General features: G+C 72.5%; 16 protein-coding genes. 10 read left to right on the top strand and 6 right to left on the bottom strand.

The features are described from left to right. Window positions 1–6: 6 nt before the first annotated feature. On the bottom strand, window positions 7–1,056 hold the full coding sequence (locus LRG07_RS04795; protein WP_201169540.1) for an FAD:protein FMN transferase: 1,050 nt from the start codon (window positions 1,054–1,056) through the stop codon (window positions 7–9). Beyond that, a complete protein-coding gene (gshB, locus tag LRG07_RS04790) occupies window positions 1,053–1,997 on the bottom strand; it encodes a glutathione synthase (RefSeq protein ID WP_238641897.1) in 945 nt (314 codons plus the stop codon). The genes LRG07_RS04795 and gshB overlap by 4 nt, the downstream gene beginning before the upstream one ends. Window positions 1,998–2,044: 47 nt before the next feature. Between gshB and LRG07_RS04785 the strand changes: the two genes are divergently transcribed. Continuing rightward, window positions 2,045–4,609: an ATP-binding protein gene (locus LRG07_RS04785; protein ID WP_238641896.1), complete on the top strand. Its 2,565-nt coding sequence runs from the start codon at window positions 2,045–2,047 to the stop codon at window positions 4,607–4,609. Here LRG07_RS04785 and LRG07_RS04780 read toward each other — a convergent pair. Then, a complete protein-coding gene (locus tag LRG07_RS04780; RefSeq protein WP_238634773.1) occupies window positions 4,606–5,328 on the bottom strand; it encodes a 16S rRNA (uracil(1498)-N(3))-methyltransferase in 723 nt (240 codons plus the stop codon). The two genes, LRG07_RS04785 and LRG07_RS04780, sit on opposite strands and share 4 nt — an antisense overlap. Before the next feature lie 48 nt (window positions 5,329–5,376). Beyond that, window positions 5,377–6,735: an adenosylmethionine--8-amino-7-oxononanoate transaminase gene (locus tag LRG07_RS04775; RefSeq protein WP_238641895.1), complete on the bottom strand. Its 1,359-nt coding sequence runs from the start codon at window positions 6,733–6,735 to the stop codon at window positions 5,377–5,379. 178 nt (window positions 6,736–6,913) lie between these two features. On the opposite strand from LRG07_RS04775, the gene LRG07_RS04770 reads away from it, so the two are divergent. From LRG07_RS04770 to LRG07_RS04750, 5 genes are all read left to right on the top strand, one after another. Continuing rightward, a complete protein-coding gene (locus LRG07_RS04770) occupies window positions 6,914–7,375 on the top strand; it encodes a hypothetical protein (protein WP_238634774.1) in 462 nt (153 codons plus the stop codon). A gap of 11 nt (window positions 7,376–7,386) precedes the next feature. Further along, on the top strand, window positions 7,387–8,406 hold the full coding sequence (locus tag LRG07_RS04765; RefSeq protein ID WP_201169527.1) for a DUF2169 domain-containing protein: 1,020 nt from the start codon (window positions 7,387–7,389) through the stop codon (window positions 8,404–8,406). After that, window positions 8,403–9,437, top strand: a complete 1,035-nt coding sequence (locus LRG07_RS04760) for a hypothetical protein (protein ID WP_201169524.1) — start codon at window positions 8,403–8,405, stop codon at window positions 9,435–9,437. Before LRG07_RS04765 ends, LRG07_RS04760 begins: the two co-directional genes overlap by 4 nt. Further along, a complete protein-coding gene (locus LRG07_RS04755; protein ID WP_238641894.1) occupies window positions 9,434–13,120 on the top strand; it encodes a PAAR-like domain-containing protein in 3,687 nt (1,228 codons plus the stop codon). The genes LRG07_RS04760 and LRG07_RS04755 overlap by 4 nt, the downstream gene beginning before the upstream one ends. 325 nt (window positions 13,121–13,445) lie before the next feature. After that, a complete protein-coding gene (locus LRG07_RS04750) occupies window positions 13,446–13,961 on the top strand; it encodes a hypothetical protein (RefSeq protein WP_238634776.1) in 516 nt (171 codons plus the stop codon). Here LRG07_RS04750 and LRG07_RS04745 read toward each other — a convergent pair. Next, on the bottom strand, window positions 13,958–15,232 hold the full coding sequence (locus tag LRG07_RS04745; RefSeq protein ID WP_238641893.1) for an FGGY-family carbohydrate kinase: 1,275 nt from the start codon (window positions 15,230–15,232) through the stop codon (window positions 13,958–13,960). The genes LRG07_RS04750 and LRG07_RS04745 overlap by 4 nt on opposite strands. Window positions 15,233–15,307: 75 nt before the next feature. Here LRG07_RS04745 and LRG07_RS04740 point away from each other — a divergent pair, with 75 nt between their 5' ends. After that, window positions 15,308–16,570 (top strand): M20/M25/M40 family metallo-hydrolase, encoded by a 1,263-nt coding sequence (locus LRG07_RS04740; protein ID WP_238634777.1) that lies wholly within the window; start codon window positions 15,308–15,310, stop codon window positions 16,568–16,570. 93 nt (window positions 16,571–16,663) lie between these two features. Here the strand turns inward: LRG07_RS04740 and LRG07_RS04735 are convergent, their stop codons facing one another. Beyond that, complete coding sequence (locus LRG07_RS04735) at window positions 16,664–17,872, bottom strand: DEAD/DEAH box helicase (RefSeq protein ID WP_201169509.1); 1,209 nt, start codon at window positions 17,870–17,872, stop codon at window positions 16,664–16,666. Between the two features lie 228 nt (window positions 17,873–18,100). Between LRG07_RS04735 and LRG07_RS04730 the strand changes: the two genes are divergently transcribed. The 3 genes from LRG07_RS04730 to LRG07_RS04720 all read left to right on the top strand — a co-directional run bounded on the left by LRG07_RS04730 (window position 18,101) and on the right by LRG07_RS04720 (window position 20,171). Further along, window positions 18,101–18,718 carry an NAD(P)-dependent oxidoreductase gene (locus LRG07_RS04730; protein WP_238641892.1) on the top strand — a complete coding sequence of 206 codons (618 nt, stop codon included), beginning with the start codon at window positions 18,101–18,103 and terminating at the stop codon, window positions 18,716–18,718. Between the two features lie 123 nt (window positions 18,719–18,841). After that, entirely contained in the window at window positions 18,842–19,234 is a 393-nt protein-coding gene (locus LRG07_RS04725) for a YajD family HNH nuclease (RefSeq protein ID WP_201169506.1), read from the top strand. A gap of 61 nt (window positions 19,235–19,295) precedes the next feature. Next, window positions 19,296–20,171, top strand: coding sequence for a PfkB family carbohydrate kinase (locus LRG07_RS04720; protein ID WP_238641891.1), 876 nt, complete (start codon window positions 19,296–19,298; stop codon window positions 20,169–20,171). The last annotated feature ends 21 nt before the right edge of the window (window positions 20,172–20,192 follow it).

Here is a 20,192-nt window from a genome sequence, read left to right as displayed (position 1 = left end):
CCTCGCTCACTCGACGTGGACCGTCTCCGGTTCGCCCCGCAACTCAACCCGCTCGGCCATGGCCTCGCTCATCCGGACCACGCCCTCGCGGTCGATGAGCAGCGCATAGCGGATCTCCAGCGCCTCGGCCAGGGCCCGCCAGTCCTCGGGGCCGGCGATGAACAGCGCCGTGGCCGCGGCGTCGGCGTGGACCGGGTCTTCGTGGATCACCGTCATCGAGCGGCTGCCCATGGCCGGGTAACCGGTGGTCGGGTCGAGGATATGGTGGTAGCGGCGGTCCTCGTGGGTGAAGGTGCGCTCGTAGTCGCCGGAGGTGAACACGCTCTCATCGGCGTGCGCCTCGACGGCGGCGAGCACCGTGCCGGCCCGGGGGTCGCGGACGCCCATCCGCCAAGGCCGATCCGCCGGCGCCCCCAGGGCGATCAGATCGCCGCCGAGGCTGATCAGCGCCGTGCGCACCCCTTGCTCGCGCAGGGCGGCCATGGCGCGCTCGCCGGCAAACCCCTTACCGATACCGCCGAGGTCGATGCGCACCGCGTCGTTGCTGCTGGTCACGTAGCGATCGGCATCCCAGCTCAGGTCGGCGATGCGCGGCGCCTGCTCCACCCAGGCCTCGATCTCCTCGGCCGGTGGCGGCTCGGCCAGCGGGCCGTCCTGGGCGGAAAAGCCCCACAGCTCGGTGAGTCCGCCGATGGCCGGGCTGAAGCGCCCGCCGGTGCGCTCCTCCATCTCGCGGGCGCGCTCGAGGATGGCGATCAGCTCCTTGCTGACGGTCATGCCCTCGCCGGCAGCGAGCCGCTCGTTGAGCGGCCCGAGCTCCGAGCCGCGAGTCGGTTCCCAGGCCTCGCTGATGGCGTCGATCTCCGCCCGGGCCGCCTTGGCGGCCGCCTCGGCGTCGCTGTCGCCGGCATCGAGGATATGGATCTCCACCTCCGTGCCCAGGGAGATGAACTGCAGTCGGGTCGAATCCGGCTCATCGGCGCAGCCGGCCAGCCCCATGGCGGCGGCCAGGGCCGCCAGCGCCAGGGCGCGGCCCGCGGAAACCAGGCGTGTCATGCCGAGCCCTCCAGGTGATCGAAGAAGGCGCCGGCGGTGTTGACGCCGCACAGGGCGTCGATCTCGCGAAAGCAGGTGGGGCTGGTGACGTTGATCTCGGTCAGCCGCTCGCCGATGAAGTCCAGCCCCACCAGTTCCAGGCCGCGTTCGCGCAGGGTGGGGGCCAGCTCGGCGCAGACGGCGCGCTCGCGCTCGGTGACCGGTGCTGCCTCGCCGCGGCCGCCGGCGGCCAGGTTGCCCCGCGTCTCGCCCCGCGCCGGGATCCGCGCCAGGGCATGGGGGAAGGGCTCGCCGCCAAAGACCAGTACCCGTTTATCGCCCTCCTCGATGCGGGGCAGGTACTCCTGGGCCAGGGCGTAGCGCCGGCCGCCGTCGGTGAGGGTCTCCAGGACCACGCTGGTGTTCGGATCGCCCGCCTCGAGGACGAAGATCGAGGCCCCCCCCATGGCATCCAGCGGTTTGAGCACCGCTTTGCCCTGCTCGGCGATGAACGCACGCAGCTGCGTCGGGTCGGCGGCCACACGGGTGGCCGGGCACAGGTGGGGCCAGTGCAGGGCGAAGAGCTTCTCGTTGGCATCGCGCAGCGCCGCCGGTCGATTCACCACCCGCACCCCCTGCGCCTCGGCCAGTGACAGCAGCTGCGTGGCGCTGATATAGCCGGCATCCACCGGCGGATCCTCGCGCATGAGGATGGTGTCGAGTTCGGCCAGGGGCATCGGCCGCGGTTCGCCCAGCGTGTACCAGTCCCGCTCGTCGTCGCGGACCTTTGCCGGCCGGCCGCGCCCGCAGGCGGCTCCGCCGTCCGCGTAGAGGTCCGTGGCCAGTAGGTACCAGAGCTCGTAGCCGCGGCGCTGGGCCTCGAGCATCAGGGCGAGGGTGGAGTCCTTGCGGGGGTGGATGGCGGCGATGGGGTCCATCACGACGCCGAGTCGAGCGCTCATGGGCAGATTCACGGCAGCTGAGTGGTTTGTGGCATTGTAACCAACCCATGGATGAGCGACGAACCAAGGCCCTCGGCGTCGACCCCCGGCGCGAGCTGACCCGGCTGCTGCCCGAGCTGCGCGACAGCGTCAGCGCCGCGGCCGTGCGTCTGCAGGAAGTCGGCGACGAGCCCGGCGCGCTGACCGCGCTCCACGGTGAGCTCCAGCGCCTGCATGGCGGATTTTTGTTCGTCGGCGTGCGCGAGCTTGAACACCTCAGCGCCGAGCTGCGTGCCGCCGCCGGCGATCTTGAGCGGGCCTACCAGGCGCCGGAGACGGCCGCGGTGGAGGCCCAACCGCTGCGCGCCGCGCTGATGGACGCCGTCCTGCGGCTGCCGCGGGCCATCGAACGCATCGCCGTCCGCGCCGAAGATCCGGTTGCGGAACTGGCCAGCCTCATCGACGGCCTGCGCCGCGCCCGCGGCGGGCCGCGCTACGACAGCCTGGCGCTGTTGCGCCAGTGCCTCGATCCGGGCGCACCCGAGGCCTCGGGCGGGGCCGGCGGGGAGGCCGTCCGCACCAGTCGCCTGGCCTACCAGCGCGGGCTCCTGGAGCTGATCCGCGGTGATGAGCGCCAGGCGCTGGGGCAGCTGCGTGGTGTCCTTGAGCCGCTGGAGGCCACCTTGGGCGACAGCGCCGCCGGCAGTGTCTGCTGGAGCGCGCTGGCCGTGCTCGATCTGCTCGACCAGGGCGACACCCTGGACCCGGTGCAGAAGCGGGCTATCGCCGCTTACGACCGCGAGCTGCGTCGTTTGGTCGAGCAGGGCGCCGATGGTGGGCTGCCAGAGCCGAGCATGGCCGAGGCGTTGCTTCAGCCGCTGACCGAGGCTCCGGGCAGCGGCCGGGTCGCGCAGGTCCAGGCCGCCGCCCGGCGTCTGCCCGGGGCCACCCTGGCCATGCCGGCGCCCGTCGAGGACGAGGCGGGGTCGGCCGCGCGGGCACTGGTGCGCAGCGACGTCGATCTGCAGGCGCTGTTTTACGCCGAGGTGGGGCCGGCGCTGTCACAGATCGGCGCCGCCCTGCAGCGCTGGCGCGCCGGCGACCCGGAGGCCGGGCTGGCCATCCAGCGCATCCTGCACACCCTCAAGGGCGGGGCGCGCTTCGCCGGGCTCACCGAGTTCTTCAGCCGCTGCCACGAGCTGGAGGGCGAGGTGGCCACCGCCCTGGCCGACGGCGCCACGGCTGAGACCGGGCAGCGCCTGCGCCACGGCCTTGAGCAGCTGGCCGACAGCGTCGGCGTGCTGCGCCGCGAGGTCCTAGGCGGTGGCGCGGAGGCGAGCGCTGGAGCCCAGGCTTACGACTACAGCGAGCTTTGGGCCGGCGAAGACGGCGACGCACAGGCCAGTACCGCCGACGCCTGGGGCCTGCAGAGCGGTACCGGCGCGGAGGTCCTCGGCGATGCGCTGGCCACTGAGTTGGCCGAACCCGCCGAGGACGCGGGCGGTGACGCCTCCACCGGTCCTGCCGGCGAGGCAGCGGCCGAGCCGGGGTTGGACCCCGCGGCGCCACAAGCACCGCAGCCGGATTACGATCCGGCCCCGGGCGCCGACCGGCCCTCTGGCTCGAGCCCGGAGCCTGACCCGGCGCCGGCAAGGGCGACCCTAGAGCCGCATGTCGACGCCTTCGATCGCCTGGTGCACGCCACTGCCGGCGAGTGCGGGCGCCGCGTCGAGCTGATGGTCGAGGGGGCGTCGTGCACTTTGCCCGAGGGTCACCTGGTGGCCCTCGGACCGGCACTGGAGCACCTGCTGCGCAATGCCGTGCGCCACGGCATCGAGCCCCCCGAGGCACGCGCCGCCGCCGGCAAGCCCGAGGTCGGCCGGGTCGCCCTGAGCCTGCACCACGGCCAGGACGAGGCGCTGCTGGTGGTCAGCGACGACGGCGCCGGACTGGATTCCGAGGCGCTGCAGCGCCAGGTCTCCGACTACGACCCCAACGAACCCACGGCGGCGCTCAGTGACGACGAGGCGCTGAGCCTGATCTGTCTGCCGGGCGTCTCCACCCTCGACCCCGAGGGTGAGCCGGGCGCCGGCATGGGCATGGACGAGGTGGCCGGCGTGGTCCACGAACTCGGCGGCACGCTGGAGATGCAGAGCGCACCGGGCGCCGGCACCCGTTTTACCCTGCGCCTGCCGATGCCCGGTGCGTCGGCCCCGGAGCAGCCCGCCGGCGAGGCCTCCGCGCGGCCCCGCGTCCTGGTTCTCGACGATTCGCGCACCATGCGCCGGATCACCGGGCATCGCCTGGCCCGCCAGGGCTTCGACCCGGAAGGGGCCGCCGGGCTCGAGGAGGCCCACCGCGCAGTGGCGGCGGGTACGCCTCGGGCGCTGCTCGTCGATCTGGAGATGGAGATGCTCCAGCACGAGGAAGGCCTCGGCGTGCTGCAGCGACTGGTGGCCGAGGCCGGCATTGACGCCGGCACGCTGGTGGCCGTGAGCACGCGGGCCGTGGATCAGGAGCGGCTCGCTGCCGCAGGGCTGGGTGCCGCCCGAGTGCTGCTCAAGCCCTACGACGAGGGGCAGCTCGCCGACGCCCTGGCCCAGGCGTGCGCCGCCTCGGCGGGCGTCGGCTAGAGCTCGCCGAGGGCCAGGCCTACCGCGGCGAGGGCGACCACCGCAGCGGTCTCCGTGCGCAGCACCCGCGGGCCCGCCCGACCGCGCCGGTACCCGTGGGCCTCGGCCGCCTGGAGCTCTGCCGGGCTCAACCCGCCCTCGGGGCCGATGAGCAGCGAGGTCGCCGCCGTCCCGGTCAACTCGCTGAGGCGCGGCTCCGCCAGCGGGTCCAGGGTCAGGCGCAGCGGATAGCCGTCGCACTGCGCCCAGGCCCGGCCCAGCGGGACCGGTTCGGTCACCCGCGGTGGGGTGTTGCGGCCGCACTGCTCGCAGGCCGCGCGGGCCACCGCCTCCCAGTGCCGCCGGCGCTTGGACGCCCGCTGCGGATCGTTCAGGCGCACCACGGTGCGCTCGGTCATGACTGGCACGATCTCGCTCACGCCCAGTTCGGTTGCCTTCTCCACCGCGGTGTCCATGCGCTCGCCTTTGCCCACGGCCTGCAGGAGCTGCACCGGTGCCGGCAGCTCGCGTTCGGTGGGCTGGTGGGCGCCGACGTGCACCGTCACCCGCCGGCGCTCCACGGCCACCACCTCGCTCGCGTGCTCCCCGCCGTTGCCGTTGAACAGGGTCACGGTATCGCCAGGGCGCAAGCGCAGCGCCCGGGCGTGGGCGGCGGCGTCGGCGGTCAGCTCGATGACGCTGTCGGCCGCCAAGGGCTGGGCGATGTAGAGGCGCGGCATGACGGGGTCTCCGTGCTCGGGGCTGCCCGGTGACCGGGCAGCAGGCGGCTAGTCGCGGGTGGCCCGGTCGATGGCCTCGGCGGCCACTTCGCCAAGCAGTGCGATCTCGTCGGGCTCGATCACGTAGGGCGGCATCCAGTAGAGGACGTTGCCGATCGGGCGCATCAGCACGCCGCGCTCCAGCGCATGGCGGTAGGCGATCAGGCCCCGGCGCTCCTGCCAAGGGAAGGGGGTCTTCAGGCCCGGATCCCGGACCATCTCCATGGCCAGGATCATGCCCTGCTGGCGCACCTCGCCGACGTGCGGGTGCCCGGCCAGGGGCGCGGCGGCCTCGGCCATGCGCTGTGCCGTCTCGCGGTTGCGGGCGAGGACATCGTCGCTGTCGAAGATCCCCAGCGTGGCCAGGGCCGCGGCGCAGGCCAGCGGGTTGCCGGTGTAGCTGTGCGAGTGCAGGAAGCCGGTGAGCCGGGTGAAGTCGTCGAAGAACGCCTGGTAGACCGGCTCGGTGAGCAGGACCGCGGCCAGGGGCAGGTAACCCCCGGTGATGCCCTTGGAGACGCACATGAAATCCGGCGCGATGCCCGCCTGCTCGCAGGCGAACAGGGTCCCGGTGCGGCCGAAGCCGGTGGCGATCTCGTCGGCGATCAGGTGCACCCCGTGGCGGTCGCACGCCTCGCGCAGCCGCTGCAGATAGACCGGGTCGTACATGCGCATGCCACCGGCCCCCTGGACCAGGGGCTCGAGGATCACCGCCGCCGTCTCGTGGCCGTGCTCCTGGAGGGCTGCCTCCATGTGGACGAACATCTGCTCGGAGTGCTCCGCCCAGCTGGTGCCGGGCTCGCGGTGGAAACAGTCCGGTGACGGCACCGTGATCGGCTCCATGAGCAGTGGCTCGTACGCGTCCTTGAACACGCCCACGTCGCCGACGCTCAGCGCGCCGATGGTGTCGCCGTGGTAGCTGTTGGAGAGGTTGATGTAGCGCGTCTTCTCCGGGTGCCCGGTGTTGCGCCAGTAGTGGTGGCTCATCTTCAGGGCCACCTCGATGCTCGAGGAGCCGTTGTCGGTGAAGAAGACCCGCTCGAGCCCCTCGGGGCTGAGTGCCACCAGCCGCTCGGCCAGCTGCACCGCCGGTTCGTGGGAGCAGCCGGCCAGGATCACGTGCTCAAGCCGCTCGAGTTGGCCGCGGACGGCCTCGTTGATGCGCGGGTTGCAGTGCCCGAACAGGTTCACCCACCAGGAGCTGATGGCGTCCAGGTACCACTTGCCGTCGCGGTCCTTAAGCCACGCCCCGCGGCCTTCCTCCACCGGAATCAGGGGCAGGCCGTCGTGGTGGTCCTTCATCTGCGTGGTCGGGTGGAACAGGACGTTCAGGTCGCGGCGGATCAGTTCGCTATTGCGGTCGCTCATGGCGGGGCTCCGGGCAGTCGTGGGTCGCGGCTCGCCGGACGAGAGTCTGCCTCCTGTCGGGAGGTGGGTCTACCGCCCGGGGAGAATCCTTACGTTTTGCACTGTTGACGGCGCACGGGCGGTGGGTGTTCCGTAAAGCTTGCAACCAGGGATGGGATAGCACAGGAGAACGTTCGTCATGGAAGATGAACCGGTCCTTGGCCCCGCCAATGTGGGGCTGTACGCCGCCACCGCCGCCTGCTGGGCGGAGGTTCTCACCACCACGCCGCAGGGCCGGGCCACCCGCGTGGCCGTCGACACCCCGGAGGGGATCAGCGAATGGCCGGTGGCCGGCCACGCCCGCGAGCTGGCCTCGCTCAAGCCCGGCGATCGGGTGGTGGCGCTGCTCGATCCGGCCGATCGGGGACTCTACCTAGTCCATGCCCTCGCCGACGCTGACGAGCCGCCCCGCGCCGCGCTCGAGCGGCGCCCCGACGGCAGCTACCTGCTGCGGGGCGGGCACGGCGGCATCCGCCTGGAGGTGGCCGGCGCCGAGCTGGAACTCGGTGCCGACGGCACCGTCCGCATCGACGCCGAGGCGGTAGAGACCCGGGCCCGCGGCGAGTACCGCATCCGCGGGGCACGCGTCGCCATCAACTGAGGCCTGCGCCGATGCTGTCCGTTTCGGTGCAGGGGCCGCTGGACGCGCGCGCCTGGGCGGACCTCGACGCCGCTGGGCGCCCGGGGATCGTGGTGGCGGTCAAGGCCGGCTTCTTCCGCGGTGGGGCGGCCGGCGCGCTGCACCTCGACGATGCACCACCGGCGCTGGAGCCCGCCGAGCGCTACGCCGGGGATCCCGCCGACAGTGCGCCGGTGGCTGCCTCCGAGTGCGTCCCCTTCAAGCAGGGTTGCGACTGCCTGCTTCACGGTGCCGTGCAGCCGCCGCCGGGCCAGGACTGCGCGACGGCCTGCCTGAGCGTCGAGGACGCCGGCGGCCGGCCCTGCCTGGCGCCCAAGCGGGTCTGGGCCGTCGGCGAGCGGGCGCCGCGCGGGTCCAGCCCGCCCCGGCCCCTGGAGCTCCCGGTGCCGCTCACCTACGAGTTGGCCTACGGCGGGCCACCGGGTGGGCCCCGGCATCGGCGCTATGCCCGCAATCCGGTCGGGCGGGGGCACCGGACCGTGTGGCTGGGTGCCGCCGCCGGGCCGCAGCCCCGGTTGCTGTGGGATGGTCAGCGCGCGACCCGGCGCGGGGCCCCGGCTGGTTTCGGCCCGCTGGCCGCCGCCTGGGCCCCCCGGGCCCGGCGCTTCGGCCAGCTGGACGCCGAGGCCTACCGGCAGGGCCGGCTGCGCTACCGGCGCCTACCGCATCCCGATGCCTGGAACGCCGCCCCTGCGGATCAGCGCATCGCTGCCCCACTGCAGGGCGGTGAGCGCATCCGTCTGCAGGGGGTGATCCCGGATGCGGAGCCGGAGCGCACCGTCACCTGGCGGCTGCCCGGCGGTGGCCCGCAGGTCACCCTGTGCCGGCCCGGGCGTGGGCGGCGGGTACCGGTGCACGCCGACACCCTGGGCATCGACGCCGATGCTGCCCGGGTGTGGGTCGTCTGGCGGGGCTGGCTGGCGGAGCCATCGCCGGGGCCGGGCTGGGCGCTGCGCGTGGACACTGGTGGCCTGGAAAGGGGTGAGCGATGAGCCGTACCACGCCCGCTGCCGTGTTCGTCCAGCCGCTGGCTGTCCAGCACGCCGCCGGCGCCGATCCCGCCACCCTGGCCTGCGCGGTGGTTGATGGCCACCGCATCGCGCAGCCCGAGGTCCTCGGCGAGGCGCCGCAGGAGCCAATCCCGGTGTTCAGCGATCCGGCCCGGGAGGGCGATGGCTACGCGGCACGGATGGAGCGCCTGCTCGGCGACAGCGCGGCCCGGCTCCGCGAACGGCTGGCGACAGCGGAGCCCGCGGCGGCAGTGCTCCTGCCGCCGGGCCCGCACCGGCCCGGGGCGTGCTGGGCACGGCGTGACCGGTTGGTCGGGGAGCTGGTAGAGCGGGTGCCGGCCCTGCGGCGAGTCCGCTGGTGGCGGCCGCAGGGGGCGATGGCGCCCCTGCAGCTGCTTCACCGCGCCGTTCAGGCGGTGGTCGAGCGCCGCCTGACAAGCATCCTGATCGGTGGCTTGGATGCCTGTGCCGCCCCGGCCGCCTGCGCCGACCCAAGGGTCCGTCGCCAGTGTCTCCCTGCCGTCGACGGGCCGGCGGCCGCGGATGGTGCCGCCTTCCTGCTACTGCACGGTGACCGCGGGGCCGGGGCGGCAGATGTGCGGCTCCGGCGTTTTGCCCTGGGCGGTCCGCCGGAGCAGCCGGGAGCCTGGCAACGGGTGCTCCAGACGGCGGTGCCGGAGGCGGAGGAGGGCGGCGACCGGGCCGAGCTCCACGGATTCGGCCGGACCCCGGCCGAACGCCACGCCTGGGCGAACGCGCGCCGCCTAGTGCCCGCTCTGCGCCGGGAGCCCGTCGCGGCGCGCCACCTCGTCTGGCGGGCCCTGGGCTTCGCCGGGGCCGCCACGCTGCCCCTGCAGCTGGTGGCGGCGGCCGGTCTGTTGCGCGTCGCGTCAGGCCCGCAGCGGGTTCTCCTCACGGCCGTGGGCGGCGGAGTTGCCGGCGCCCTGGAACTGCGACGACCCGGCGAAGGTGGGGGAGAGGCTGGCGGGTCGCGCGGGGAGGCATCCGCATGAGCCGGCCCACGGTCACCGCCAATGGCCGCACCCTGGTGCACGCCGGCTCGGGCGGCGAGTTGCTGACCACCGACGTCTGCCGCACTACGGTGGGCAGCTCGACGGTGTCGATCCCCTATCTCAACGTCGCCGAGTCTCGCGACGCCGCGGCCACCGCCGGCACGGTCTTCGTCGAGGGGCACCCGGTTTGTACCGAGGGCTCGCAGTTCGCGCGCTCCCGCGGTGACGAGGGCGGCGATAAAGGGGGCACCGTCTCCGGGACGATCACCGGGCCGGCCACCTTCCTCCCCGGTAGCGGCTCGCCGGATGTCTTCGTCGAAGGTATGCCGGTGGCCCGGGCCCTCGACCCGATGGTAGCCAATCACGAGAACACCCCGCCGGCCCCGCTGCTTCAGGAGCAGCTGCCGCCGAGCACCCTGGCCGGCGGCGACCCGGCCCCGGCCTCCCACCCCCGGCCGCAGACGCGCGTCGACATCTGCGGCGGACCCGATGCCCCTCTGCCCGGGGAGGTGGTGGCCGAGCCCGAGCAGGACGACTGGTTCCGCAGTCGGGCCCTGCGCTGGAGCGTCCACGACGGCGAGGGGTGGGTGGCGCGGATCGAGGAGCTCCCGGAGGGCCCCGGTGCGCTGAGGCTGAGCCTGATCGACGCCGACCGGCACCACGGGTTCTGCAAGATCCCCCTCACCCGTGGGGCCGAGCAGCCGGTCTGGCTCCCGGAGGACGAGGCGGAGGCCGCCGCCTCGCCGCCTACGGTCCTGATGCCCACCCTGGTGCGCTTTGCCCGCAACGCCGAGCTGCGCCACCGGGACGCCGGTTTCGGCTTCGGCGGCTGGCTCTACCTGTTCCGCCGGGAGGGCGGCCGGCGGTACCTGTGGCGCGAGTGCTACGTCCATCCCCGCGGGCGCCTCCACGAGGTCAACCTGGCCTACGAGCGCGGCGACGTGCGGCGCCCGGGCGGCGAGGGGCGGCCGGTGCTGCTGCTGCCGATGCGCGTCGGGGGCGCACCGGTGAGTCTGGAGGGGCTGTTCTCGGCCGTGCAGCTGCCCTGGGCGCGGGTAGCGGCCGCCGGTGGGCTTGCCCCTGATGACCCCCGTGCCGGTGCCCACGACGCAGCGCCGCCGGATGCCGAGCCGCCCGCCGAGGACCGCTTCTTCCCGATCGATCCTGCCGATAGGGCCGACACCGGGCCCGGCGATTCGGGGCGGATCGGTGCGAGCGGCGCCTTCTGCGACGCCGAGGCCGAGGAGGGGGAGTCCGAACCGGTGCGCGAGGACCTCAGCCCCTACGCCGACGACGGCCTGGCGGTGCTCTACCTCGACGATCCCCTGGGTGAGGCGCGTCGGCTGGCCCGCGAGCAGGCGGCGCTGGCGGATCATCTCGAGGCCCTGGTCGTCGGGCTGCAGACCGGCACCGACCCGGAGCGTCTGGCCGCCGGGGCGACGCCCGAGGTGGATGAGCAGCAGCTGGCGGCGGCCGAGTCGCTCCACGCGGTGGCGGCGGGGACCTTCCGGCTGGCCTTCGTAGAGGAGCGCCTGGGTCCCGGCGAGCGGTCGCCGGACCGCGAGTTTCTCGAACGGTTGCTCGGCGTGGCCGAGCGAAGCGAGCTCCGCGCCGCCCTCCGCCGGGTACGTCGCCAGCGGTTGGCGTTGCTCGGCAGTCAGCGTTACGCCGACGCCCTGGCGGACTACGTCGACAACAGCCCGCGGCGGATCCTAGAGGGCCTGGCCGCCCTGGGGGTGCACTTCCATGAGCTGGCGGTGCCGGCAGACGCAGCCGACGGCCACATCGGCGATACCCCGGAGGCCGAGGGCGAGGCGGACACCGCCGACCTGGAGCAGGCCCGTGCCCTGTTGCGCACCGTCCTCGCTGCCGAGGGCGAGCCGGCCGGGCTGGCCCGGGTGGCGGCGCGCCTGCTGCCGGCGGAGCCCCTGGCCTTGGGCGCCGGGGCACGGGGGTCGGGTTTGCCGCGCCCGACCCGGGATCTGGAAATCCAGCTCGCCCGGGCTCCGCGGCGGCTCCAGGCGGGGGAGCGTTGCTGCGACCTGGCCGAGCAGCGCCGTGCGGTGACCGCCGACGATGCGGCGGAGGTCCTGTACCTGCTGCTGAGCACCTTTGCCGAGCCGGTGACCTACCAGGGGGACGCCCTTGAGCACGTGCTGCGCATCACCCGGCGCTTCCGCGAGCTGCCCGGCTTGTCCCTGCTGGCCGGGCTGGAAGTGACCACGGTCAGCTACCCGGCACCCGACCTTGATGGCGTCCCGCTCGCCGAGCTCCAGCGCCGGGCCGGGGCGCCAGCAGGTGGCGAGACCCGGACCCTGCGCATCGAGCACCAGGGCCACGAGCGGCGCTTCCGCATCCTTGCCGCAGGCACCCCGGACTACCACGCCGTCACCGCCGATGCTGGCCATGGCCCGCTACAGATCCTCGGCAGCCCGCGCGCCGCCGAGTTGCGCATCGAGGAGGAGGTCCGCGTCCGCGAGCTGCGTTCCACCCGCATGCCGGAGGGACGCCTGGCCGACCTGGCCGAACGCCTCTCCACCAGCTCCGGCGGCCACGCACTGCGCAGCGTCTTCGGCGCCCTGGAGCTGATCAACATCGGCCAGGCCGTGCGCCAGACCCGCACCGAGGACTGGTACCACATCGCCGGGGCCGTAGCCTCCTCCCTGACCCTGGCCGAGCTCCTGGCCCAGACCCGGTTGGCCTATCTGAAGCCGCGGATCCCGTTGGGGGACCCGCGGTACGCGCGCATGGAGCGGCTTGGAGCGCTGACCACTTATCTGGGTGCGGCCGCAGCTTTTGCAAGTGCTGCTCATGCGGCAGGCCTGAGTCTCCAAAGGCACAGTCGCGACGACGCACCCGCCGCTCGAGCGTGGACTGCAGCGAGTGTCTCCTACGGGGCCGCAGGCATGTTGTGGATTTCCGGGGCAGGTCTGCTTGGTGTGGGCTTGCTGGTAACGGGTATCGCTTTCTCAGGGGTAGCTTCGTTCCTTAATGACTCCCGGTTTGCTGACTTCTGCCGCAATGGCCCCTTCACGGCGTCGTCACGGCAGCGGCTGGGGGCGTCGGCCGGGGATCCGGGGTGGGCCTGGGTCGCCCGGGCGGTGGAGGCCGGGCCGCAGCCCCGGCGGCCCGCCGAAGTCGGCAGCTGGGACGACTGGCCGGCCGTGGCTGCCTGGTGGCAGCGGGTCCTGCACCGGCCGCCGCTGCGGGTGGCCGCCGAGTACAGCCAGCAGCTGGGCGGTCGCGGTGGCCTGCGTCAGGTCCGCCTGACCCTGGAGGGGGTGGTCTGGCGGCGGGACCGCCTGGAGTGCCGGGTCCTGCGCTGTCCCGAGAGCGGCGCTGGCGGAGAGCTCACCCCGCTGCCGCCCGCCTTCCTTGAGGCGGAGCCCCTGGGGGCGCCGGGCGCCCTGAGCCTGACGCTCTCCTGGGACCAGGTGTCGGTCCCGGCGGGGTGGCGCGGCGAGCTGTATTTCCTCGTCCGCCAGCGGGTGGCGCCGGCGGCCGGTGGTGGTGGTGACGACTCCCTGCCGGAGCCCGAGGCGGACGGGAGACCTCGCTACTGGGTGGCCCGGGTGCCGGTACCCGCCTGGCACGGCCGGGCCGAGGCCGCGGTGCTTGCCCGTGCCCTCACCGTGGAGGAGGTACTTACCCGGGCGGCGGGCGATCAGGGGACGGGGGCGTGACAGGGAGGGCTCGATGGCACTGACATTCTACCGGCCGCCGTTGATCAGCCGTTGGCTGGCGCGCCGTTCGGCTTCAAATCCTTGGTTGGTCAGGAATGCGGATCGTCTGCCGCCTTGGCCGGTGCTGGATCGGGCGCCGGAAGAGGCGCCGGTTTTTGTGGTGGCCAATGAGAACCATGTACAAGTGGTTTGTAAATGCGATGCTGGAAATACGGTATCGTTTCCCTTGATTCTGGCGGTTGCGTACCTAGTTTTATTCGTGGCGCTGACCAGCTTGTCAGCCCACATGGCTCTAGCTGAATACCCATCGGAGTTTGCGATCTGGATGGGCGCCCTTGCTCTCCTCTCCCTGCTGCTGGCCTTCCTGCCGGCGTATGCCCTGGCCATCGCCCTGCGCCAGTTGCGCAGCTATATCCGCATGCGCCGGGGCAAGCGGCCCCCGCACACGGTGACCTTCGATCGTCGCAACCAGACCGTCTCCCTCCCGCCGGTTGGTGAAGGCGAATACATCGAGGTGCCCTGGCAGGAGCTACAGGTCATCCCCGAGTACAGTCCGGGGTCCTACGGCGGTCATTTCGGCGGGTTCAGCGCCCTCCGCCCGGACAATCACCTCAGTGTGCCGTTGGGGCGGCTGCAGGAGGAGTGGGACTTCTACTGCTGGTACATGGACCCGCGCAAGCCGCTGCCGCCGGGGCGGGTGTTCGATCCGTACCGCAAGCGGGACGACGAGCGGCGCGCCCGGGAGTACGGCCCCGAGGTGCTGCGCCGTTACCCGAGCGCCTTCACGGACGGCAGCCTGGAGCCGGCCGGGCGTCGTCGACAGGGCGGGTATTCCAGCTAGGTGTCGATCAGCCCGCCGGCCAGCCGGGCCGCGCCCACGGCGGCCTCAGCCTCCTCGGCAGCGCTGACGGGCACGCCCAGGTAGCGGCTGCGGATCCGCGTCCATGCCGGGTTGGCGGCGCCGCCGCCCACCGTGATCACGCGCTCCAGCGCCGGTGCGCCTAGCTCCTGCAGTCGGCGATAACCCTCGGCTTCCACGGCGGCGACGCCCTCCATCAGCCCTTGGAGGAAGCGGACCGGGTCTTCGGGACGGGGTTCCAGTCGCGGTTGCAGCTGCGGGTCGGCGTAGGGGAAGCGCTCGCCGACGGCTGGCAACGGGTAGTAGTCCAAGCCGGTGTCGTGGTCCGGGTCAAGCCGGGCGCTCAGGGCCTCTAGCTCCGCTTGGCTGAAGTAGCGAGTCAGGATGCCAGCGCCGCAGTTCGAGGCACCACCGGCGAGGAACTGATCGCCCAGGCGGTGGCTGTAGACCCCGTGTTCCGGGGCGAAGACCGGCTGGCGGCTCACCTGTTTCAGGGCCAGCGTCGTGCCCAGCGAAGTGACAGCCTCTCCGCCGACGCGGGCACCGGTGGCCAGGAAACCGGCGATGGAGTCGGTGGTGCCGGCGACGATCTGGCAATCGTCGCGCAGGTACGTGGCCCGGGCCACCTCGGCGCGGATCGTGCCGATGGCGGTGCCCGGTTCGAAAGCGGCGGGCAAGCAGTCGTCGGGCAGGGGTACCCTCTGGAGCCAGTCCGGCCAGCACCGGCTGACCGGATCGTAACCCAGCTTCAGGGCGTTGTTCTCGTCGGTGCAGTCGAAACGCCCGCACAGCCGCCCGGCGATCCAGTCGGTCTGGGTCAGCAGCTGGCACGGGCCGCGCAACCCGTAGAGCGCGGCCAGGTGCAGGGCGCGGGCCAGGCCGGAGCTGCTGCCGTGGGCGCCGCTCGTCGCCGGCGCCTGGTGGGCGACCACCGCCGCCCAGGTGCCGGCGGCAGGCTCGTTGTAGCGCATAGCGCGGGTCAGTGGCGTGCCATCGGTGGCGGTCCAGACAACGGTGCCGGACGTGCCGTCCACGGCCACCCGGCCGACCGGTCGCCGCGTCTCGGCCACGGCCCGGGCCAGGGCCGAGCGGGCGACCACCCACCAGGTCTCCGGATCGGCGGGCATGACGCCGTCCGGCCACTCGGCCCGGGCGCGGCTGAGTACCCCGCCCTGGTGGTCGACCACCGCCGCCCGGCACCCGGAGGTGCCGACGTCGAGTCCGGCACTGGCGTATCTGCGGTTCGATGCCACGGCTTGAGCTGCGCTATGGTGTGAGCCTGGCGACCAGTATCACGCAATCCGATAGCCAGACGCGAGAGGAGGCCCATGTCCCAGTCCAGCAAGCCGTGGACCCAGTCCATGCCCGAAGAGCAGTTCCAGCGCATGCGCGACGTCCTCGCCGCGCCCAGCCCCGTTGGCCTCGAAGGGGCCATGACCTACGGGGTGCTCAAGCCGTACTTCGACTCGTTCGCGCCTGCCGACTGGCGCGTGCACCAGTTCCAGGGGCACGCCGGGATCGTCCTCGATACCCACCCGGGGCGGGACGACCTGTTCAAGGTGATGGTGGTCGGCCACGCCGACAAGATCCGCATGCAGGTGCGTAGCATCGGCGACGACGGCAAGGTCTGGATCGACAGCGACTCCTTCCTGCCCGGCACGCTGATCGGCCACGAGGTCACCCTGTTCAGCGAGGCCCCGGAGAACCCCGGTGCTTACCGGCGCATCGAGGGCGGCACGATCGAGGCCCTAGGGGCCATCCACTTCGCCGACGAGGAGACCCGCACCGGGCGTAAGGGCGTCAAGAAGGAGCAGCTCTACCTGGAGCTGCAGGTCCACGGCGAGAACAAGAAGAAGCAGGTCGAGGGGCTGGGCGTCCGCCCCGGTGACCCGATCCTCCTCAACCGGCCTATCCGCCGTGGGTTCAGCCCGGACACCTTCTACGGGGCCTACCTGGACAACGGCCTGGGGTGCTTCACCACTGCCGAGGCTGCGCACCAGATCGCCCAGGCCGGCGGCGCCCGCAACGTGCGCATGCTCTTCGCCATCGCCAGTTACGAGGAGATCGGCCGCTTCGGCAGCCGCGTACTGGCCAGCGAGCTGCGCCCGGATGCACTGATCGCCGTGGACGTGGACCAGGACTACGTTGCCGCCCCCGGGGTTTCGGACAAGCGCTTCCAGCCGCTGACCATGGGGGCCGGGGTGACCTACACCGTCGGTGCCGTGGCCAGCGAGCAGCTCAACGCCGTGATCCAGCGCGTGGCCAGCGAGCAGGAGATCCCTGTCCAGCGCGACGTCAGCGGTCGCGATACCGGCACCGACGGCATGGCCGGAGTGCTCGGCAACGTCGATTGCACCGCCGCCTCGCTGGGGATCCCGGTGCGCAACATGCACACCATTTCGGAGAGCGGCCACACCGGCGATGTGCTGGCGGCCATCCACTTGGTCACCGGGACCCTGCAGGCCCTCGATGCTCAGGACGACGGCAGCGGCCGACTGCGCGACACCTTCCGCCAGGGTCATCCGCGGTTGGATCAGGCGGCAGGGCTGGCGCACCCGGGGCCCACCGCCAAGGGTGTCAAGGACGCCTAGCGGTCAGCGCCTGGGTAGTGGGGATCAAAAAAGGGGGGTGCCGCCGCGGCGACACCCCCCTTTCACCCGGTCTGCGGGTGCCGGTTGCCGGCGTCAGGCGGCGCGCCCGGGACGCCCGCCCTGACCGCGGCGCGGGTTGCCGCGCCCGGGGTTGCCGCCGCCGCGGCGGGCCGGCTCGAAGCCCTGGGCGATCTGCGCCGGGATCTCGCGCTTGACCAGCCGCTGGATGGCCTTGAATTGGCCGCGCTCCTCGCCGCCGACCAGCGACCAGGCCTCCCCGCTGTCCCCGCCGCGACCAGTGCGGCCGATGCGGTGGATGTAGTCCTCGGGGTTGTTGGGCAGATCGTAGTTGACCACGTGGGGCAGGCCGGCGATGTCCAGCCCGCGGGCGGCCACATCGGTGGCGACCAGGGCGCGGACCGACTTGCGCTTGAACGCGGCCAGGGCCCGGCCGCGCTGCCCCTGGCTCTTGTCGCCGTGGATCGACTGCGAGCGGATGCCCTCGCGCTCCAGCTGCTCGGCCAGGCGGTCGGCGCCGCGCTTGGTGCGGGTGAAGACCAGCACCTGGCGCCAGTCGCCGTCATTGATCAGCTGGGTGAGCAGCTCGCGCTTGCGCCCGGCATCCACAAAGTAGGCGCCCTGTTCCACCGCCTCGGCGGCGGCATTGGCGGTGCCGGTCTCGATGACCGTCGGATCGTTGAGGAAACGGCGCGCCAGGCCGCCCACGGCGCCGGAGAACGTCGCCGAGAAGAGCAGAGTCTGCCGGTGGTTCGGCACCGACTTCAGGATCCGCTCGATGGCCGGCTTGAAGCCCATATCGAGCATGCGGTCGGCCTCGTCAAGGATCAGCATGTCGACCTGACGCAGGTCCACGTTGCCCCGGTCCAGGTGGTCGATCAGCCGGCCCGGCGTCGCAACCACGATGTCCACCCCACGGCGCAGCGCGGCAGTCTGCTTGCCCATCGGTGCGCCGCCGTAGATCTCCGTGGAGCGCAGCGGCAGGTGGCGGCCGTAGGTGTCCACGCTGGCGCTGACCTGCGCCGCCAGCTCGCGGGTGGGGGTCAGCACCAGGGCGCGGATGCGGCGCTGGCCCTGCTGCGGAGCGGTGTCGGTCAGGCGCTGGAGCAGCGGCAGGGTGAACGCGGCGGTCTTGCCGGTGCCGGTCTGGGCGCTGGCCATGACATCGCCGCCGCCGAGTACCGCCGGGATGGCCTGAGCCTGGATGGCGGTCGGTTGATCGTAGCCCTGCTGGGCGACGGCGCGGAGCAGTTCTTGGGAGAGGCCGAGGTTATCAAAGGTCATAGAGACACTCCTGAATCAGGACACGCCAAGGCGCCGACGCAAGCGCCGGTAGTGAAAGGAACATCGAGGAAAGGCCTTGGCGGATCGATCCACGACCGGTTCGAGGGTACCGGGCCGGGATCACGCAGGAGCGTCGGGCGGTAACCTGGGGCGCCAATTTCGGGGGCGCCTCTGCAAACACGGGTGGACTGTACCACAGTGGAATCGGGAAGGGGAGGAGAATCGTCCATGAAGATTGCGGTGTTTGGTGGGACCCGTGGCGTCGGGGCCGAGGCGGTGCGCCAGGCCCTGGCGCGCGGATGGCGGTGTCGGGTGCTGGCGCGCAGCGCGGACCGGGTACCGGAACTCCCTGGGGTCGAGGTGGTGGTTGGCGACGTGCTCGACCCGGAGGCCGTGGGGCGGACGCTCTACGACTGCGACGGCGCGGTCATCGCCCTGGGGCAGACCCGGCGCAACCCGCCGCGGTTGTGTAGCGAGGGCACCCGGGTGATCGTCGATGCGATGCAACAGCAGGGTGTCCCCCGGGTGGTGGCGATCTCGGCCATGGGGGTCGGTGACAGCTACGCCCAGGTCTCGGTGGTCTTCCGGCTGCTGATTCGTGCCCTGATGAAGGAGCTGATGATGGACAAGGAGCGTCTCGAGCGGATCCTGCGCGACAGCGACCGCGACTGGGTGGTGGTTCGCCCGGGGCGGCTGACCCACCGTCCGGCCCGCGGGCAGTGGCGCGCCGGAACCGACCGGGAGACCGGCGCCGGCTCGGTGAGCCGAGCCGATGTGGCCACCTTCCTGCTCGATCAGCTGAGCGAGGATCGCTACCTGCGCCAGACCCCCTACATCACCGGCTGAGCCCCGCGGGCGGCAGGGGCGGCCGACGGCCCCGGCCCGCCGCGGCGGCGTGGCGGTGCCGGGGAGGGGTGGCTACCATAGACGGTGCTACAGGTACATCGAGCCGGATCAGGGAGGTCAGCCATGGGGCAGTCCGACGGGAAACGCCTGGACGCCATCGTCGCCCGGGCCCAGCAGGAGCGCGCCGAGCGCGAGCGCGGCTACCGGGAGAAGGCGCTGAAGCTCTTCCCCTGGGTGTGCGGCCGTTGCGGGCGCGAGTTCGACCGGCGCAACGTGCGCGAGCTTACCGTCCACCACATCGACCACAACCACGACCACAACCCGGAGGACGGCAGCAACTGGGAGCTGCTGTGCCTCTATTGCCACGACCACGAGCATCAGCGCGAGATCGGTCCGGCCACCGGCCCGGAAGCACCGCGCAAGAAGGGGCGCGGCGCCGCTCCCCAGGCGACGCACACGCCCTTCGCCGGGCTCGGTGATCTGCTTGGGCGCGATCCGGAGCAGGGCAGCGACTGATCCCGCCCGTGCCCTGCCGCTGGGTCAGCCGCCAAGAGAGACGGTCGCAAGGAGTCGAATCATGCCGACGATCCTCGCCGTCGGGATCGCCACCCTCGACGTCATCAATACCACCGAACGTTATCCGGCCGAGGACGACGAGGTGCGGGCCATCGCCCAGCGCGTGGCCCGCGGCGGCAACGCCGCCAATACCCTGGATGTGCTCGCCCAACTCGGTCACCACGGCCGCTGGCTCGGCGTCCTGGCCGACGATGCCGACGCCGCACGGATCGCTGCAGCACTGACCGAGCGCGGCATCGACTATCGCCATGCGCCGGTGTGCGCCGGCGCGCGCTCCCCGGTCTCCTACATCACGGTCAGCCGTGCCACCGGCTCGCGGACCATTGTCCACCACCGCGATCTCCCTGAGCTTGCCGCCGCGGACTTCGCTGCGCTGCCCCTGGACGGTGTCGACTGGCTTCACTTCGAGGGGCGCAATGTTGCGGCCACCCGGGCCATGATTCGGGATGCCCGGGCGCGGGCGCCGCAGCTGCCGATCTCGGTGGAACTCGAGAAGCCCCGCCCGGAGATCCACGCCCTGGCCGCGGCGGCCGACGTGGCGATCTACGCCCGCGCCTACGCGCAGGCCACGGGCCACGCCGATCCAGAGGGTTTCCTGGCCGGGATGCCCTGCGGTGGGCTGGCCTTCTGCGCCTGGGGCGCCGACGGCGGCTGGCTGCGCCGCGGCGACGGCACTCTCCACCACGAGCCGGCCTGGCCGCCGGCGCAGGTGGTGGATACGGTGGGCGCCGGCGACTGCTTCAATGCCGGGCTGATCGACGCCCTGAGCCGCGGCCAGGCGCCGGAGCGGGCGCTGTGCCGGGCCAATCAGGTGGCCGGGGCCAAGTGCGGTCAGGAGGGTTTCGCCGGACTCGCCCGGTTGCTGGGGGGCGCCTAGGAACCACGCGGGGCCCAAGGG

Source organism: Halorhodospira sp. 9622, assembly GCF_022228025.1.
GTDB classification, from domain to species: Bacteria; Pseudomonadota; Gammaproteobacteria; order Nitrococcales; family Halorhodospiraceae; genus Halorhodospira; species Halorhodospira halophila_A.
This window is presented reverse-complemented; position numbering and strand designations above follow the sequence as displayed.